The following is a 17,247-nucleotide window of genomic DNA, read 5'->3' on the forward strand; positions in this document are numbered from 1 at the left end:
GAGAGCAAATCTCCAAAATGTTTTATAATTACGGATTTTATGCGTTTATAGATGGCGAATATGAGCCGCCTACACAAAATTAACCAGACTGTCAATCTAGTTTACAATTTTTTACGCTTTCTATCATAATAGGTGAAAATCTCTAATTTTGCTAGTGAACTAGAAAGAAAATTTTATTTGAGGATGGGAAGGGTAGGAAAGTAGGGAAAAAATTCTTCGCAACTGACAACCGACAACTGACAACTGACTAATGACGCTAGAATGGGTTTTAAAGTGAAAATTGATTAATTCTAAATGTTTACCATTGACTTAAGCATCAGAAATACTGCTTTCCCCATATCAGTACAACGTAAGTCTACTGAAGATGCCGAAGCTGTCTATCAGCTAATTTTGGCAGCAATGCGTTCTGGTAATCCTGATCTTGTGGAACTCAAGTGCGAAGGCAAAACAGAGAAAAAAATTGCTGTTCGTGCTAGTGAAATTTCGGGAGTTCAGATTATCCAAAAAGATAGTGCAGCTACTAGCAGTGGTAAACCACCTGGCTTTGCTGCTTTTACTGCTGAGTAACCCAAGGTGTAAACATGACAGCAGTAGGCATTGAAGTTAATAATTTAAACTTCTTTTGGCCTAATGGAGAGCAAGTAATCAAATCTTGCTCTCTTAAAGTACCTAAAGGTGAGTTTTGGATGCTTCTGGGGACAAATGGCAGTGGTAAATCTACGCTTCTGAGATTAATAGCAGGTTTATTAGCTCCTCAATCTGGGGAAGTTATGGTTTCACCTCCCGTTGGTTTTGTGTTCCAAAATCCTGATCATCAACTAGTAATGCCAACAGTTGGTGCAGATGTGGCTTTTGGATTGGTGGCGGAAAAGTTACAACCGGCTATGGTGAAGGCTAGGGTTGAGGAAGCTTTGGGGGCAGTAAATTTATTGTCTCTACAGCGACGACCTATTTATGCCCTTTCTGGGGGACAAAAACAGCGAGTGGCAATTGCTGGGGCGATCGCTCGTCATTGTGATGTTTTATTATTAGATGAACCCACTGCTTTACTAGATCCAGATAGTCAACTCGATTTAGTGGCTAGTGTGCGTAATCTCGTTAAAAGTCGCGGAATTACAGCTTTGTGGGTAACTCATCGGTTAGAAGAGTTAAATTACTGTGATGGTGCTTTTTTATTGGAAAAAGGCTGTTTAGTTGATGCCGGTGAACCAGAACGTCTTAAACAGCGATTAATTCAAGTACATCATTAGGTTTAGTAGGAGTCAGGAGTCAGGAGTCAGAAAAAAGAAGAAGAAAGAAGAAGTAAAAGCCCTAATTTTGAGAAATTTTTGACCAGATGCCAGAATACAGGATGCTGTATAGGTATCTGGTTTTTTAATATAGCGAAATATAAAATTTTGCAGATTGGGAAAAAATATTTTTTATAGAAAACAACTTCAGCAATCCTTATTTTTAGAGGCGTTTTCGGAATTAAGGCTTCTATCTTAGGGTCTAATTTTGATTGAAAGAAGCATTTTTTATTTTTTGTAGCATGGGGTTACAAGCAATGCTTCATTTACTATAAGTCTTATGAATGATTTTTGTTAACTCTAGATAATTGTGATTAAAAACCATGTCTCGTTCCATAGTCCCGGCCGTTCTCTTAGTAGACGGTTACAATATTATAGGCGCTTGGCCTTGCTTGATAAAAACCCGTGATCATGCCGGACTTGAGGCTGCACGGGGTGAGTTGGTGGAAGCAATGACTAATTATAGTGCTTTCCAAGGTTATGAAACTCAGGTGGTGTTTGATGCTCAATATCAAAACACTCCTAGCAACAGAGAAACTATTACAGATTTTTTAACAGTACATTATACGGATTTTGGCCAGACCGCAGACACATATATAGAAAAAACCTGTGCGTCTCTCCGTCACCAAATAGCCCAATCTTTACTTTCTCGCATGATTGTCGCTACATCAGATCGGGCGCAGCAATTAACAGTTCAGGGGTATGGGGCTGAATGGTTGTCAGCGCATCAACTATGCGGGGAAGTGGAAACTACTGTTTGTCGGATGCGCCATAGGTATCAGTCGCAAAAAAAACCCAAAAGTAGATTTCTGGTGAATGGGATTGATGCTAAAGCCAGACAACGGCTAACGGAATTACGGATGGGATTATAGATTTTATAATTCTAAAATCTCTGAATATCACTGCTGGAAAGGGTTTGGGGTATTAAAAATGAAAGGTTTCAGCAGCAACCAAAAAAAAGTTAAAAAAATTTTCCAAAACCACTTGCATTAATTTGGATTTCGGTTTATTATAGCTAAAGTTAAGAGCGTTCCTCAGTAGCTCAGTGGTAGAGCGATCGACTGTTAATCGATTGGTCGCTGGTTCGAATCCGGCCTGGGGAGTTTAAATAAATAAAAGATGAAGCATGAGGTTTTCCACTTCATGCTTTTGATTTTGTATGTAAACAAATATTAAGACTGGTTGGTAAATCAGCTACTGAAGCACGACAAAAAAATAAAACTAAGAATTAATTCAAGCTTGAGGGTAGGGGTTTAATCCAGGTTAATCTCCTACAATACTTTAATTGCACCTAGCTACTTACTTCTTGTTCTCTATTCACTTTATTAAGATTGGTTTAATGGTTAATTGTTTAAATAGATTTATTGATCTTTTTTGGAAAATACCATGCCACAGCGGATAATTATAGAAGTTAATAGTTGGTTCAAACGGGATAGAATTGTCCGTAACTTAGAATTTTTTCAGGATATTATTGTGATCTCCCTTTGCGTAAGTTTATTTTGTGTCATGCTTATGCGATTAGGAGATATGTTTTTATCATTTTTACATCCATTAGATTTACGACAAGTAACATCCGATATTTTATTTATTTTGATATTAGTAGAATTGTTTCGGTTATTAGTTGATTACCTACAAGAAAGGAGTATATCTGTAGGTGCAGCCGTAGAAATTACCATTGTTTCAGCTTTACGAGAGGTAATTTTACGTGGTGTATTAGAAATTTCCCGTGATCAACTTTTTGGACTTTCTGTATTTTTACTAGTTTTAGCAGGAATTTTTCTGGCTTTACCTTGGATGCCTCGTTTATTAGAACAGGTAAAAATTACCAAACATGAAACAGTAGAACCAGAGTGATAATTCTATTGGGCAATAGGGAAGAGGATAATTTTACCAATTCCCAATTCCCTCATGATAAATTTATATGATTAAAGGAGAATTTAAATCCACTCCAATTTGGATCTAATCTCTAGATAATTGCCTGATATGCTGATAACAAGATCCCATAATTACCAAAACTTTATCCTCAAATAGATGTATATGTCTCAATTAACATCAAAAAAATGGATTTTAATTCAACAGAAAATTACTCCGTATTTATTTTTATTGCCCGCTTTACTGATATTAACAGCCACTGTTTTTTGGCCAGCAATTCAAGCCTTTTATCTGAGCTTTACTAGCTATGAAAATATAGGAGATCCTCCCCAGTGGATTGGCTTGAAAAACTTTTTGCGTTTATCGAAAGATCCTGTTTTTTGGCAAACTTTACAAAACACATTTCTTTATCTGATTGGTGTTGTGCCAATTTTAGTATTTTTCCCCTTAATTTTAGCAATTTTAGTCAATCAAAAACTGCGGGGAATGAATTGGTTCAGAACAGCATATTATACCCCAGTCGTAATTTCTATGGTTGTGGCAGGGATAGCTTGGAAATGGTTATATGCAGAAAACGGATTACTCAACCAAATCCTCAAAATTTTAGGGATTTTTCCCGACGGAATACCTTGGCTAACAAGTCCAGATAAAATCTTGGGAATTGTCCCCATTTCCCTAGCTAGTATTATGGCTGTAACTATTTGGAAAGGACTAGGCTACTACATGGTGATTTATTTAGCTGGATTACAAGCTATTCCCGCTGATATCTATGAAGCGGCTGCTATTGATGGTTCAGATCATATTCGTAAACATTGGGATATTACCCTACCATTAATGAAACCTTATTTAGCTTTAGTAGCCGTAATTTCTGCCATTGCTGCCACTAAAGTTTTTGAAGAAGTTTATATCATGACTCAAGGCGGACCTCTGAATAGTTCTAAGACAATTGTTTATTATTTGTATGAGCAAGCATTTGGTAATTTAGAAATTAGCTATGCTTGTACAATTGGTTTGGTGCTATTTTTAATTATCTTAGGTTTATCAATTTTGCGATTAGTGGTCAATCAGCAAGATGGTAATTGGTAATTGTCAATCTCACAACTGGAATGAAGCCGTTAGTGCCACCGCTAAAGCATCAGCCGCATCATCTGGCCGAGGAATTTCATCTAAATCCAACTCCCGCATTACAGCCTCTTGGACTTCTGCCTTATCTGCTTTACCATAATTCGTTAAAGCTTGCTTAATTTGGGGTGGTGCAAATTCCACATAAGGCAGCTTACGCTGTCCCAAAACTAACATCAGGACACCTCTAGCCTGGGCTACAATAATGGTATTTGCCATCCGATAAAAAAATAATTTTTCAATTGCCACCAAATCTGGCTGTAAGTCCTCCATCACAGTGTGTAAATCGTCAAATAAAATACATAGTCGCTGAGTCATTTCCGTATCGGCAGAAGTACGAATTACGCCAAAATCTACCATCTCTACCGTTGTTTCTTGTCCTTGAGTTTGACTTTGTTGCCAATTAATTGCCCCAAAACCCACAGTTGCCAGTCCTGGATCTATTCCTAAGATGCGTTTTTTCATAAAGTTCACTTTTATTAACTTGGTAAGAGGCAAGAGGCACGAAAATATGAAGTAATGAATAAATCTTATAGTTTCTCCCTAATCTTTAAGGCAAGTGATGTAAAGTTTCTGTTAAATATTGTTTGTACCAACGTTCCCTATTAGGTATGTTTATCGGTTTCCTGAAACAGGCCATTAATTCGCTACAACTCCAGTCCCACAGCCGCACTTCCTATCGGGTTAACCAATGGTTCAAATGGTTATCCCCTGGATTAGCGGTGAAACGCTGGTTGCTTATCACTGTTGGGGGTGTTGTCTTAGCCAGTTTGGGGTTGGCTATTTGGGTAAAATTAACCCCCATTTTTTGGATACTAGAGTTACTGAAAGGTTTTTTAGCATTCCTCGCCGACATTTTACCCAACTATATCAGCGGTCCCTTACTGCTTATATTTGGTGTCATGTTAGTGCTGTGGGGACAATCCCGCACAGTCGGTTCAATTACAGAAGTGTTAAGACCTGGAGTTAATGAAGAGGAATTAATAGATGTCCTCTTGGCACATCGTCGCTTATACCGAGGTCCCAAAATCGTAGTTGTTGGTGGTGGGACTGGACTTTCAACTTTACTCAGAGGCTTAAAAACCTACAGTGCTAATATTACTGCTATTGTCACCGTAGCAGATGATGGCGGTTCTTCTGGGAGGTTGCGGGAAGAATTTGGCGTTTTACCACCTGGAGATATCCGCAATTGTTTAGCAGCGCTGGCAGATGAAGAAAAATTACTGACAGAATTATTTCAATATCGTTTTCGGGCAGGAGATGGCTTAACAGGTCACAGTTTTGGTAATTTATTTTTAACTGCCATGACTGATATTACTGGGGATTTGGAACAAGCGATCGCTGCTAGTTCTAAAGTCTTAGCGGTGAGAGGACAAGTTTTACCTGCTACCCTTAGCGATGTCCGTCTCTGGGCAGAATTAACCGATGGCCGCCGCATTGAGGGTGAGTCGAATATTCCCAAAGCTGCGGGAAAAATCGTCAAAATTGGCTGTATTCCTGAAAATCCCCCCGCAGTTCCCGCCGCAATTAAAGCCATTAAAGAAGCTGATTACATTATTATTGGTCCGGGTAGTCTTTATACAAGTTTAATTCCTAATTTATTAGTTGGAGAAATTGCCGATGCGATCGCCGCTACTAATGTACCCCGCATTTACATCTGCAATATCATGACTCAACCAGGAGAAACTGATGGATATAGCGTTGCTGAACATATTCAAGCCATAGATGATGCTTGTGGCAATAGAAGGTTATTCGATGCCGTATTAGTTCATAAAAAAACACCCTCAGCCCAAGCCCTGATCCGTTATGCCCAACAAAATGCCCATCCAGTGTTTTTGGATAGAGAAGCTGTCACCCAATTAGGACGGCGATTAGTTCCTGCTAATATTTTATTTGAAGATGAAAATGGTGCTGTTCGCCATGATCCGCAGAGACTAGCCAAGGTTTTATTAAAATGGTATAGTGGAGCGCATCACGGGAAGTAAGGACTGGGGACTGGGGACTGGGTTGAATTTTACCAATGACCAATGACCAATGACTAAAATTTTCCTTGCTGACATAGAAGCGACACAGCAATTAGGTATTACCCTTGGGGAAACTTTAACTGCTGGAAGTGTGATTTTATTAGAAGGTGATTTAGGTGCGGGGAAAACTACCTTAGTGCAAGGGATTGGTAAAGGTTTGGGGATAATTGATTCTATTGTCAGTCCTACCTTTACTCTCATTAATGAGTACCCAGAAGGACGCATTCCCCTTTATCACTTAGATTTATACCGCCTAGAACCTCAAGAAGTGACTGGGTTGAACCTAGAAAGCTACTGGGAAGGGATAGAAGTAATACCAGGAATCGTGGCCATTGAATGGGCTGAACGAATGCCATATTTACCAGATAGTTATTTAAAAGTATGTTTAAACTATGGTGAAAATGGCTCACGTCAAGCCGAAATTATGACTGTAAATTGTTAAGTATTAACAACTGACAACTAACTATGAAAAAGTTAAAGCTTGTCCGCGAACTTGGGTATTTATCTGCCCTTGATCATAAACAATTTCACCGCCGACAATTGTTGTTACAGGCCAACCTGTTAAATTCCAACCTTCAAAGGAACTCCAACCACACTTGCTGATAACTTCTTCCCGTTTAACTTCACGGTAATTTTTTAAATCTACCAAAACTAAATCCGCATCGTAACCGGGCGTAATTTCTCCCTTGTTGGCAATACCATAGGCTACAGCTACGGCTTTAGACATCCATTGCACAACTTGGGCAACAGTACACTTCCCATCCATTGCAGCGGTTAACATTAAAGGTAAAGAAGTTTCTACACCCGGCATTCCTGAAGGGGTGTTGGGGTAAGTTTGGGCTTTTTCCTCTAGAGTATGGGGGGCGTGGTCAGTGGCAATGAAGTCAATGATACCATCACGTAGAGCTTGCCAGAGAACTTCATTATCATGGGGCGATCGCAATGGTGGATTCATTTGCGCTAAACTACCAATAGTTTTATAAGCATTAGTATTCAAAAGTAAATGTTGGGGTGTCACCTCTGCCGTTACCCAACTCGGTTTATCCTCACGCAGTAAATCCGCTTCCTCTGCTGTGGACATATGGAGGATATGTAACCGTCTTTGATACTTTTTAGAAAGTTTTAATGCTAATTGGGTGGCTAACAAAGCAGCTAGATTATCTTGAATTTGGGAATGAACAGCCAGATCTGTAATACCCGCAAACTCCTGTTTTCGTTGCTTAATTCTGGCTTGATCTTCCGCATGAACAGCAATTAAACGGCTTCCTTTCGCAAAAATCGCCTCTAGAGAGTCTTCCTGACTCACCAACAAATCTCCGTGCATTGACCCCATAAAAATCTTAATTCCCGGAGTTGGCTGGGCAGAGAGTAAATCTGGTAGATTATCGGCCGTAGCTCCAATAAAAAAGCCATAATTAACTAAGCACTTCTGGGCAGCCCGTTGTAACTTGTCATCTAAAGCTGATTGGCTAATGGTTAAAGGTCTTGTATTGGGCATTTCTAAAAAGGAAGTCACACCCCCCTTAGCGCAAGCACAACTAGCAGTAAACAAATCTTCCTTGTATTCTAGTCCTGGTTCACGGAAATGCACCTGGGGGTCAATTACGCCAGGCAACAAAGTTAATCCTTGTGCGTCAATCTCACGGGTGGGTGTGGCATTAGTGATTTCTTGTCCTACCTGAACTATTTGCCTTCCCTGGGTTAGCACATCGCCAATCATTGACTCACCATTGGGTAAAATAATTTCAGCGTGGCGAATCAGTAAACTTTGTGGAGTTGACATGGATTTAAAAGTTTTAAGTATAAAGGGACTATTTATGGATCATAGATAACTTTTCCTTTAAGGTAAACTTAATCTCCACGAAGAATCGGCGATTTTGGTTTTGTGTTAAAAAATGTTTATCATCAAGTAAGCTAAAAACCTTAGTATTTGTAGTTGAATAAAAGAAAAACACTAGATTTTTTACTTTATTTACCTACCATCTGCTACATCTCGTTAAGATTAATAATATCAAGTCTATCTGTCTGAGTTCAATACTAGTCTCTTAACATACTTCAACAATTTCATGCAAAATCAAGCGTCTGATAAAAACTCTAGCCAAGAACCCGATAATTCCTGGATGGTAGAGCTAGGTAAAACGATGATCTTGAGTATCTTTCTGGCTCTAGGAATTCGTACCTTTGTCGCCGAAGCCCGTTGGATTCCCACTGGTTCTATGGAACCAACTCTACATGGTGTCAAAGACCAGTGGAAAGCAGACAAGATTATTGTTGATAAAGTGAAGTATAAATTTTCTAATCCTGAACGAGGAGATATAGTAGTATTTTTACCACCACAAGAAATACAGAATAATCCTGAACGGGAAGCATTTATTAAAAGAGTAATTGGTTTACCTGGAGAAAAAGTAGAACTGAGAGAGGGCAAAGTATATGTCAATAGCAAGCCCCTACAGGAAGATGTTTACCTATCCTCCTCTGTGCGGACATTCGTTGAAGCTTGCAATAGTAGCGGACTCCAACCTCCTTTCTTGGCTCAACCGGAAATTATTCCGCAAAATTCCTACTTAATGCTCGGTGATAACCGTCCTAGCAGTTATGATGGGCGCTGTTGGGGTGTTGTTACCCGTAGTAATATTATTGGTCGGGCTGTAGTTCGTTTTTGGCCGCTTGATAGAATGGGTGCAATTGATAAATCTCCTGCCTATTCATCTCCAAAGCCATGAAATGATGGCATATCTAGCAAAGATTTTTTTATATCCAATTAAGTCGCTAGATGGAGTAGAAGTAGAAAAGGCGACTATTCTTGACCGTGGCTCACTTAAGTATGACCGGGAATTTGCATTTGTTGACGCACAAAATAAGTTTGTTAATGGGAAGCGTTATCCGAAAATCCATTTGTTGCGTTCAGAGTTTTTTGTGGAACAAAGGCTGGTAAAGCTCAAATTTCCCGGTAAAAATTCAGAACAAGTTTTTCATTTAGATGAAGAACGTCCAGCATTAGCCGCAGTTTTCAGCGATTTTTTGGGTTTTCCTGTGCAATTGCAGCAAAATACCACCATGGGTTTTCCTGATGATACAGATTCACCAGGGGCAACCATCATTAGTACAGCTACCTTAATAGAGGTTGCATCCTGGTTTCCTGGTATCAATGTTGATGAAATGCGGCGGCGAATGCGTGCCAATATTGAAATTGACGGTGTGCCAGCATTTTGGGAAGATAAGTTATTTGCTGCTAGTGGGGAAACAGTAAGCTTTACAGTGGGAGATGTACAGTTTTTGGCAATTAACCCTTGTCAACGCTGTGTAGTTCCCACAAGGGATTCTTACTCAGGGGAAGTTTATCCAAATTTTCAGAAAATCTTTGGGCAAAAACGCCAAGCAACTATGCCAACTTATGTAAATACGGCGCAATTTAATCATTTTTATAGATTGAGTGTAAATACTAGAGTTCCCGTAACGGAAACAGGGAAAATAATTACACTTGGCAGTAGTATCGAAATTTAGCAATAAAAAATTAGTAACAAAAAAAAATCTAAATTTTCCTGATAACGGGCTGCTATTTTCAGTCGAATAAACGCATAATGGAAATGTGACTGATTTATTAGCCCCTTTACAATCCCTAAAACAAGGTAACTGGTTCAAATTAATTTGCGGAGCCAGTTTCCAACACCTTCCTGCGGTCAGAAATCTCACATTAGCCTACACCTTGGCTGGTGCTGACTGTATAGATGTAGCAGCCGATCCGGCGGTCATTGCCGCTACCCAAGAAGCTTTACTGGTAGCCAAAAGTTTGGCAGATGAGGCCCAGCAGCGCGGCTTTGCCTTTGCAGGTGATTTGCCTTTGTTAATGGTTAGCCTCAATGATGGCGAAGATCCCCATTTTCGGAAAGCTGAGTTTAATTCTCAGGACTGCCCTAGGGATTGTCCCAGACCATGTGAGAAAATTTGTCCAGCCCAAGCAATTTTATTTAACAATACCAAAGATGATTTTTCTGGAGTAATTTCCGAAAAATGTTATGGCTGTGGCCGTTGCATTCCTATCTGTCCTTATGGGATAATTTATACAAAATCATATGTGTCAACGCCAGGGGAGGTCGCACCATTGATTATGTCAACGGGAATAGAAGCCGTAGAAATTCATACTCAAGTGGGGCGGTTGGCAGAATTCCAACGGTTATGGGACGCAATGACACCTTGGGCAGATAAATTAAAGTTAGTAGCCATCAGTTGTAATGATGGAGAAGGGTTAATTAATTACCTACAAGCTATTTATGATTTGATTGTCCCTCGTCCCCAGTTTTTAATTTGGCAAACTGATGGACGTTCTATGAGTGGTGATATTGGTGATGGTACTACCATAGCCACAGTAAAATTGGGACAAAAAGTTTTGGCAGCAAACCTACCGGGATATGTGCAGTTAGCAGGCGGCACTAATAGCTACACCGTTCCTAAATTAAAGGGAATGGGACTGCTGAAAGAGGCAAGGGAGCAGGTAGCAAATGAGGCAAGGGAGCAGGGAGCGGGGAGCAAGGGGGAAAATGAAGAAATGGAGCAGGGAAAAGAGAGGAAGAGAGATAACGAGGAAATGAAGCAAGGATCAGGAAGCAATGGGGAAAATTCTTCTCCCCTGCCCCCTGCCCCCTGCCCCTCTGCCTCTTCTCCGCTGCCCCCTGCCCCCTGCCCCTCTGCCTCCATCTCCGGGGTTGCCTATGGTAGCTACGCCCGTGTATTGCTGTCATCTATTCTTGACCAGTTGGAACACAAGGAGGTGATTAACACTGATAGTCAAGGTAATATCCGCCTAGAATCAGAACCGGAATTACTGTGGGAGGCTGTAAGGCTTGCCCATACTCTCGTTTCCCAGATTAAGTCTGGGCAGTAACGCTCCAACCATATCTCTAAAAACGTCAAGTCACCAATAGAAAGCATGACGATTACAGAAGATCTCCAAAAGTTGTTAGACATTTTGCCCCAAGACCTCCAACAAAAACTAGAAAATCATCCTCAAGGGGATATTTTAGTTGAGGTGGTCTTAGATTTAGGCCGTCGTCCCGAAGCTCGGTTTCCCCATGCAGCGGAGTATTTGAGCGAAACACCGGTCACTCAGGCACAGATAGATGATTGCATTCAACGAGTTGGAAATTTTGGGGGGGATAATCGGGCAGGAATTGAGCAAACTTTACATCGGATCAGTGCTATCCGTAACCGTAGCGGTAAGATTATTGGCTTAACTTGTCGGGTCGGCAGGGCGGTATTCGGAACAATTGCTATGATCCGCGATTTGGTGGAAACTGGTCAATCAATTCTCATGCTAGGTCGTCCTGGTGTTGGTAAAACCACGGCTTTAAGGGAAATTGCCCGTGTGTTGGCGGATGACTTAAATAAGCGAGTGGTCATTATTGACACATCTAACGAAATTGCTGGGGATGGTGATGTTGCTCACCCAGCCATTGGTCGTGCGAGACGGATGCAAGTTTCTAAACCAGAGTTACAACATCAGGTCATGATTGAGGCTGTGGAAAATCATATGCCAGAAGTCATTATCATTGATGAAATTGGCACGGAATTGGAAGCTTTAGCAGCCCGGACGATTGCGGAAAGGGGTGTGCAATTGGTAGGAACTGCCCACGGTAATCAGATTGAAAACCTGATCAAAAATCCCACTCTGTCGGATTTGGTTGGAGGTATTCAGGCTGTTACCCTGGGAGATGATGAAGCTAGACGGCGTGGTTCGCAAAAGACGGTTTTGGAACGTAAAGCTCCACCGACTTTTGAGATTGCTGTGGAAATGCTAGAACGGCAACGCTGGGTAGTTCATGAGTGTGTGGCTGATACGGTTGATACTCTGTTGCGTGGTCGTCAACCGACTCCACAAACGAGAACTGTTGATGATCATGGCAAGGTTGGCATTGCTAGACAGTTATCCGTAGTTAATGGTGGCAATGGCAATGGCAACGGTAATGGCCACGTTACGAATGTGGAAGAATCTTTCTTAGCTGCTAAACCTAATGGTTGGCGTTCTTCTGGACAAATGGTGGCTTTACCACCTTTATCTCTGGATCGGGAAAGACCGACGGGACGCAGTGAGTTTGACCGCTTGTTGGATGAATCTTTCAATTACTCTGAAGGTTTTGATTTTGTCAGCCGTAAACAATCAGGGCCAAATGGGGAGGATTTACCACTGCACATTTACCCCTATGGGGTGAGTCGTCACCAACTGGAACAGGTGATTAATGTGCTAACTTTGCCTGTGATATTGACCAAAGACTTAGATAGTGCGGATGCTATTCTGGCTTTGCGATCGCACGTCAAGAATCACGCTAAGTTAAGACAAATGGCTAAGGCTCGTCATGTACCCATTCATGTGATCAAGTCTAGTACAATTCCCCAAATTACTCGCAGTCTTCGCCGTTTACTGAATATTGATGATCCAGATATTGGCGATGACCGAGAGTTACAACTGTTATTACATAACGGTGGTGATGATGAGATGGACGCTTTGGAGGAGGCTAGACTTGCTGTAGAGCAGATTGTTATCCCTAAAGGTCAGCCTGTGGAGTTATTACCGCGTTCTTCCCAAGTGCGGAAAATGCAGCATGAGTTGGTTGAACATTATCGCCTCAAATCCGATAGTTTTGGCGATGAACCTAATCGGCGGTTAAGAATTTACCCGGCGTAGGTTGTTGATAAATTTCCCCTGAAAGGATTGTTTTTACATCTTTTCGGGGGATTTTTTTGATAGCACAATATCCACTAATTGTCTGAATCCCACATTCAGCAGGTAAAACCAGAAAAAAGGTATTTTAGTCTAAATGGACTGAAGGTAGCTAAAGTGAAAACAGAACTACAAGTGGATGTTAAAGACATTGACCATTTAGGGATAATTGCGGGCAAGGTAAACGAAGATTTAGCTTGGGTAGAGTCATGGCTAAACTTCCTCATACCTCTCTGACTGCTATTGCTATTACTTTTTTAGTTATGAATCTTTCTACCTTGCTATCAAGGTTTTTTTGGGGATTTTTATATCAATTTTTCCAAATAACGTCTTTTCTCTCTAGTTTGATTAGTAAAAATGATGTTTTACCAAAAGGTAAACAACAAAAACTTATATTTGCTTGTGCCTAATTACTTAGTCATTTTTTTCTTGCCTTTTCCCACTTTTTCAGCAAGCCCCAAGTAGAGAATAAAATCGTTATTAAGACCCATCAGAATCAAGCGTGACGTTTTATTTTAGCCACTAATTTGTTAGATGAAAAAAAGTGGACTAAAAAAACACTAAACGAATCATGGTACTGGCAATGATTATGACATTAGCTCTCATGGTTTATAGCTTAGGGCAACGTCAACTCAGACAATCCTTAAAACTTACTAATTCTCACCTCCCTGCCTCTGCGTGAAAAAATATCCTCTAATCCTATAAAATCACCCGTCAATTGAACTGCGTACAAAAAAGCGTTACCCTAAGCGCATAGGATAAAACAGAGGAGAATAGCGTGACTTCAAACACCCAAATCCCAGCATTAGACGTACCCAGCGCCATAGTACAACGTCGTTCCATCAAAACCTTCAAACCAGACCCCATCTCCCCAGAACTACTCAAGCAACTGGTAGAATTAACCGTAGCTGCACCCAGTAGTTTTAACGTCCAATCGTGGAAAATAGTTTTAGTTCAAGACGAAACCCAAAAAGAAGCATTATGTGCAGCTTCTTGGAATCAAAAGCAAATTATCCAAGCGCCTGTTACCTTTGTTTTCGCTGCTGACGCTGCTGCGGGAGAAAAAGATATCACACCTATTTTAGAACAAGGTGCAGCCACTGGGGCTTGGAATGAGGGAACTGTGAATTATTTTAGAAATGCAATTCCCCAATTTCAAGAAAAGTTAGGAGACAAGCGCCGGGAATACGCCATTAAAGATGCCATGATAGCTGCTACAAATTTAGTATTAGCAGCGGAAAGCTTGGGTTTATCCACCTGCTTTATGAATGGTTGGATGGAGGAACAGGTTAAAGCTATCATTGGGGCAGAGAATGACCCAGATATCGGTATTGCGGTTTTAGTACCTGTAGGTTATGCGGCTGAACCCCGTTTAAATCCTGGTCGTTTACCATTGTCGGTTAATGTTTCTGTGGATAGACTCGATAATCCTTATCAAGGTTAATTAGGGATTAGGGGATTAGGGGTATGAATGCAGATATCAGGGAAGTGAAATATATTTTTGTTTCGCGCAGAGGCGCTAAGGAGCAAAGACGCAAAGACGCAAAGAAAAAATGTTGCACAGAATCATGAAATTCATTAATTCATCCGTCTTGATCTGCGTTTATCTGCGTTTATCTGCGTTCAATTATTCTTAAAATATTATTCTATCCAGCTTCATTTTCATCCTACCTACTATAAAAACTATATATTTCGGTCTTTTAAATTACAAAGTGATAATTTGTAATTGTACATCAATAAACATAAAAATAGTTGGTTTTGATTTAAAAATATTGTAATAGAGCCAAGATCAAAATCTGCTTTTGGCTCTGTAGATTAATTCTAGAAGTTCTGCTTTTAGTTTTTTCTGACAATTCATAAAAATTTACATCTAGTAAATTTAACCTCTCACAGTGATTTAGTTTAGCTACATTCATAATTACTGTTGTCACTATGAGGAAATAATTTGCCGGCTATACATTGCAGCAAACTCACACTAGGTTTATCAAATAATTTATTGATATTAGTGAGTGGGTATCTAGCAATTATTTAAGTTTGGTTAGGGAGTAGTCAGTCTAGGAGATAGTAATGCTGGATTTTTTCACTTCATTGAATGAGCATAATTTACCATATCCAGATCCCTTACATCCTATCGTGGTTCATTTTGTAATTGCGATGGTGCTATTTTCTGTTTTTTGTGATTTTGCTGGTTATGTAACTGGTAAAACTACTTTGTTTGAGGTGAGTTGGTGGAATATGTGTATTGCCACGGTAGCTATTTTTGTGGCAATTATTTTTGGTCAATTTGAGGCTGGTTTAGCAAAACCCTACGAACTCGCTAAATCAGTTTTAAATATTCATACTCTCATCGGTTGGTCACTTTCAGGTATTATTGCCGCTATTACTGCTTGGCGTTATGTTTTGCGGAGTCGTGATCCGAAAAAACTCCCTTTTCATTATATAGCTGTGGCAGTTTTATTAACAGCCTTGGTTGGTTTTCAAGTATATCTTGGTGATGAACTGGTATGGGTGTATGGCTTACATACCGTACCTGTTGTGGAAGCGGTAAAGGATGGAATCTTGCCATGAATTCAGAATTATTAGACCAAATTAGTCACCAAATGGGTGCAAATGGTTTACCTTATGCCATTCCTATTCATCCTAATTTAGTACATCTAACATTAGGTTTATTCATCATTGCCATTATCTTTGATCTTTTAGGTGTATTTTTCCCTGTGGAAAAATGGCTGTTCAATTTTTTGGGAATTAAAGTTGAACGTTCTCAATTATTTGATGTCGGTTGGTACAACATTTTTGCTGCATCTGTGATTACATTTTTCACAGTTGGTGCAGGTTTTTATGAAATGTTATTAGCAGCCCCACCAGCAGATATCAAAAGTCCCTGGGGAATGCTGGCAATGCCCACAATGATGTGGCACGGTGTGGGCGGTGTATTGCTATTAGCGATGATTGTTGGTATGACCTTTTGGCGAGGTTGGCAACGTTACGTTATCGGACAATATGAAGATAGAGAAGTGCAAATTTCTTATCTGGTTGTCGGTGTAATTATTATGTTGCTGATGTATTTTCATGGAACATTAGGAGCGCACCTGGCAGCAGATTTTGGTGTTCACAATACAGCCGATAAATTACTGCGAGCAGGACAAGACATTAATCAGATATTTGGTAATAAGTGATTGGTGATTGGTAATCGGTAAAAATTCTTGTCTAACAACTGACTACTGACCACTGACTACTGACAACTAACCACTGACCATTATGAAAATTCGGCAATTTCTCAACTTTTTGACCATAGTTACTGGGGCAGTTGCGGTAACTCTTACTAGTCTCTGGATTGGTAAACAGGCTTATTCTTGGCTTCCTCCCCAAGGGGCTGCTGAATCTCATCTGATTGATGATTTATTTAGCTTTTTGGTAACATTAGGATCTTTAATTTTCCTGGGAGTAACGGCTACTCTCTTCTATTCCATTTGTTTCCATCGGGCGAAAGCTACAGATTTAGGTGATGGTCCCCACATTGAAGGTAACGTCACTTTAGAAGTAATTTGGACAGCAATCCCAATTATGTTGGTGTTGTGGATTGCGGGTTATAGTTACCAAGTTTACGAAGAAATGGGTATTCAGGGCCCATCTCACCAGATCCACCTACATAACCCCATGAAGATGGAAACCGCCTATGCTGTGGCAGATCAAGCTTCAGAAGCCGCAGCAGGTGAGGATGTAGAACACATTGATGTATCCGCTAAACAGTGGGCTTGGGTGTTTCATTACCCCCAAAGCAATGTTACCAGTACAGAATTGCATTTACCAAGCGATCGCCGTGTGCGTCTAAATCTGCATTCGGAAGACGTACTTCACGGCTTTTTTATCCCCGCTTTCCGCCTCAAACAAGACATCATTCCTGGTAACGACCTCGACTTTGAATTTACTCCCATTCGCCCCGGTACGTATGATTTAACCGACTCTCAGTATAGCGGTACATACTTTGCCACTATGCGAGCCAAGGTCATTGTCGAATCACCTAGCAACTATCAGCAGTGGTTAAGCAAAGCTGCGAGTCAAAAACCCAGCCCAGCCCCTAACCAAGCGGCTTCCGAATATGCCCTCAAAGTAGAAAACGGCATTGATAGCGGTTGGAAAACCGTTGAACCCGCAGCCCCTCCATTAGTCAATTTCCCTGGTTAAATCCGTTATTTTTCTTTCTTACTGACAACTAACAACTGAC

General features: G+C 40.5%; 17 protein-coding genes, 1 tRNA gene and 1 pseudogene. 17 read left to right on the forward strand and 2 right to left on the reverse strand.

Going from position 1 to position 17,247, the window contains the following annotated elements; genetic code table 11:
* Positions 1–294: 294 nt before the first annotated feature.
* The 6 genes from FJR11_RS00005 (at position 295) to FJR11_RS00030 (ending at position 4,247) form a co-directional block, all read left to right on the forward strand.
* The gene (locus FJR11_RS00005; RefSeq protein ID WP_168501691.1) at positions 295–567 is read left to right on the forward strand and encodes a hypothetical protein; all 273 of its coding nucleotides are present in this window, start codon (positions 295–297) and stop codon (positions 565–567) included.
* Between the two features lie 14 nt (positions 568–581).
* The gene (locus tag FJR11_RS00010; RefSeq protein ID WP_168501692.1) at positions 582–1,250 is read left to right on the forward strand and encodes an ABC transporter ATP-binding protein; all 669 of its coding nucleotides are present in this window, start codon (positions 582–584) and stop codon (positions 1,248–1,250) included.
* A gap of 362 nt (positions 1,251–1,612) precedes the next feature.
* Positions 1,613–2,161, forward strand: a complete 549-nt coding sequence (locus FJR11_RS00015; protein WP_168501693.1) for an NYN domain-containing protein — start codon at positions 1,613–1,615, stop codon at positions 2,159–2,161.
* Between the two features lie 159 nt (positions 2,162–2,320).
* Positions 2,321–2,392: transfer RNA gene (locus FJR11_RS00020), tRNA-Asn, on the forward strand.
* 283 nt (positions 2,393–2,675) lie between these two features.
* Positions 2,676–3,143, forward strand: a complete 468-nt coding sequence (locus tag FJR11_RS00025) for a phosphate-starvation-inducible PsiE family protein (protein ID WP_168501694.1) — start codon at positions 2,676–2,678, stop codon at positions 3,141–3,143.
* A 183-nt stretch (positions 3,144–3,326) separates the two neighbouring features.
* Positions 3,327–4,247 carry a carbohydrate ABC transporter permease gene (locus FJR11_RS00030; protein WP_168501695.1) on the forward strand — a complete coding sequence of 307 codons (921 nt, stop codon included), beginning with the start codon at positions 3,327–3,329 and terminating at the stop codon, positions 4,245–4,247.
* Positions 4,248–4,256: 9 nt separating this feature from the next.
* Here the strand turns inward: FJR11_RS00030 and ruvC are convergent, their stop codons facing one another.
* A complete protein-coding gene (gene ruvC / locus FJR11_RS00035; RefSeq protein WP_168501696.1) occupies positions 4,257–4,748 on the reverse strand; it encodes a crossover junction endodeoxyribonuclease RuvC in 492 nt (163 codons plus the stop codon).
* 146 nt (positions 4,749–4,894) lie between these two features.
* Between ruvC and yvcK the strand changes: the two genes are divergently transcribed.
* Both yvcK and tsaE read left to right on the forward strand, forming a co-directional pair.
* Positions 4,895–6,268 carry a gluconeogenesis factor YvcK family protein gene (gene yvcK / locus FJR11_RS00040; protein WP_168501697.1) on the forward strand — a complete coding sequence of 458 codons (1,374 nt, stop codon included), beginning with the start codon at positions 4,895–4,897 and terminating at the stop codon, positions 6,266–6,268.
* 49 nt (positions 6,269–6,317) lie between these two features.
* Positions 6,318–6,749, forward strand: a complete 432-nt coding sequence (tsaE, locus tag FJR11_RS00045; protein WP_168501698.1) for a tRNA (adenosine(37)-N6)-threonylcarbamoyltransferase complex ATPase subunit type 1 TsaE — start codon at positions 6,318–6,320, stop codon at positions 6,747–6,749.
* Between the two features lie 21 nt (positions 6,750–6,770).
* Here the strand turns inward: tsaE and FJR11_RS00050 are convergent, their stop codons facing one another.
* Positions 6,771–8,090 carry a dihydroorotase gene (locus FJR11_RS00050; protein ID WP_168501699.1) on the reverse strand — a complete coding sequence of 440 codons (1,320 nt, stop codon included), beginning with the start codon at positions 8,088–8,090 and terminating at the stop codon, positions 6,771–6,773.
* A gap of 283 nt (positions 8,091–8,373) precedes the next feature.
* On the opposite strand from FJR11_RS00050, the gene lepB reads away from it, so the two are divergent.
* The 9 genes and pseudogenes from lepB to FJR11_RS00095 all read left to right on the forward strand — a co-directional run bounded on the left by lepB (position 8,374) and on the right by FJR11_RS00095 (position 17,207).
* Complete coding sequence (gene lepB / locus FJR11_RS00055; protein ID WP_168501700.1) at positions 8,374–9,030, forward strand: signal peptidase I; 657 nt, start codon at positions 8,374–8,376, stop codon at positions 9,028–9,030.
* Between the two features lie 4 nt (positions 9,031–9,034).
* Positions 9,035–9,811 carry an MOSC domain-containing protein gene (locus FJR11_RS00060; protein ID WP_168501701.1) on the forward strand — a complete coding sequence of 259 codons (777 nt, stop codon included), beginning with the start codon at positions 9,035–9,037 and terminating at the stop codon, positions 9,809–9,811.
* 85 nt (positions 9,812–9,896) lie between these two features.
* Positions 9,897–11,189, forward strand: a complete 1,293-nt coding sequence (gene ldpA / locus FJR11_RS00065) for a circadian clock protein LdpA (RefSeq protein ID WP_168501702.1) — start codon at positions 9,897–9,899, stop codon at positions 11,187–11,189.
* A 45-nt stretch (positions 11,190–11,234) separates the two neighbouring features.
* Positions 11,235–12,986, forward strand: a complete 1,752-nt coding sequence (locus tag FJR11_RS00070; RefSeq protein ID WP_168501703.1) for a R3H domain-containing nucleic acid-binding protein — start codon at positions 11,235–11,237, stop codon at positions 12,984–12,986.
* A 209-nt stretch (positions 12,987–13,195) separates the two neighbouring features.
* Positions 13,196–13,432: pseudogene (locus FJR11_RS23440) on the forward strand (transposase); the annotation flags it as partial.
* A gap of 368 nt (positions 13,433–13,800) precedes the next feature.
* Complete coding sequence (locus FJR11_RS00080) at positions 13,801–14,466, forward strand: nitroreductase family protein (protein WP_168501704.1); 666 nt, start codon at positions 13,801–13,803, stop codon at positions 14,464–14,466.
* A gap of 623 nt (positions 14,467–15,089) precedes the next feature.
* On the forward strand, positions 15,090–15,590 hold the full coding sequence (locus tag FJR11_RS00085) for a DUF2231 domain-containing protein (RefSeq protein ID WP_148761008.1): 501 nt from the start codon (positions 15,090–15,092) through the stop codon (positions 15,588–15,590).
* Positions 15,587–16,198 (forward strand): DUF2231 domain-containing protein, encoded by a 612-nt coding sequence (locus FJR11_RS00090; RefSeq protein WP_168501705.1) that lies wholly within the window; start codon positions 15,587–15,589, stop codon positions 16,196–16,198. Before FJR11_RS00085 ends, FJR11_RS00090 begins: the two co-directional genes overlap by 4 nt.
* An 82-nt stretch (positions 16,199–16,280) precedes the next feature.
* Positions 16,281–17,207, forward strand: coding sequence for a cytochrome c oxidase subunit II (locus FJR11_RS00095; protein WP_168501706.1), 927 nt, complete (start codon positions 16,281–16,283; stop codon positions 17,205–17,207).
* The last annotated feature ends 40 nt before the right edge of the window (positions 17,208–17,247 follow it).

The sequence above is a fragment of the Anabaena sp. UHCC 0187 genome (genome assembly GCF_009712035.1).
GTDB lineage: Bacteria > Cyanobacteriota > Cyanobacteriia > Cyanobacteriales > Nostocaceae > Dolichospermum.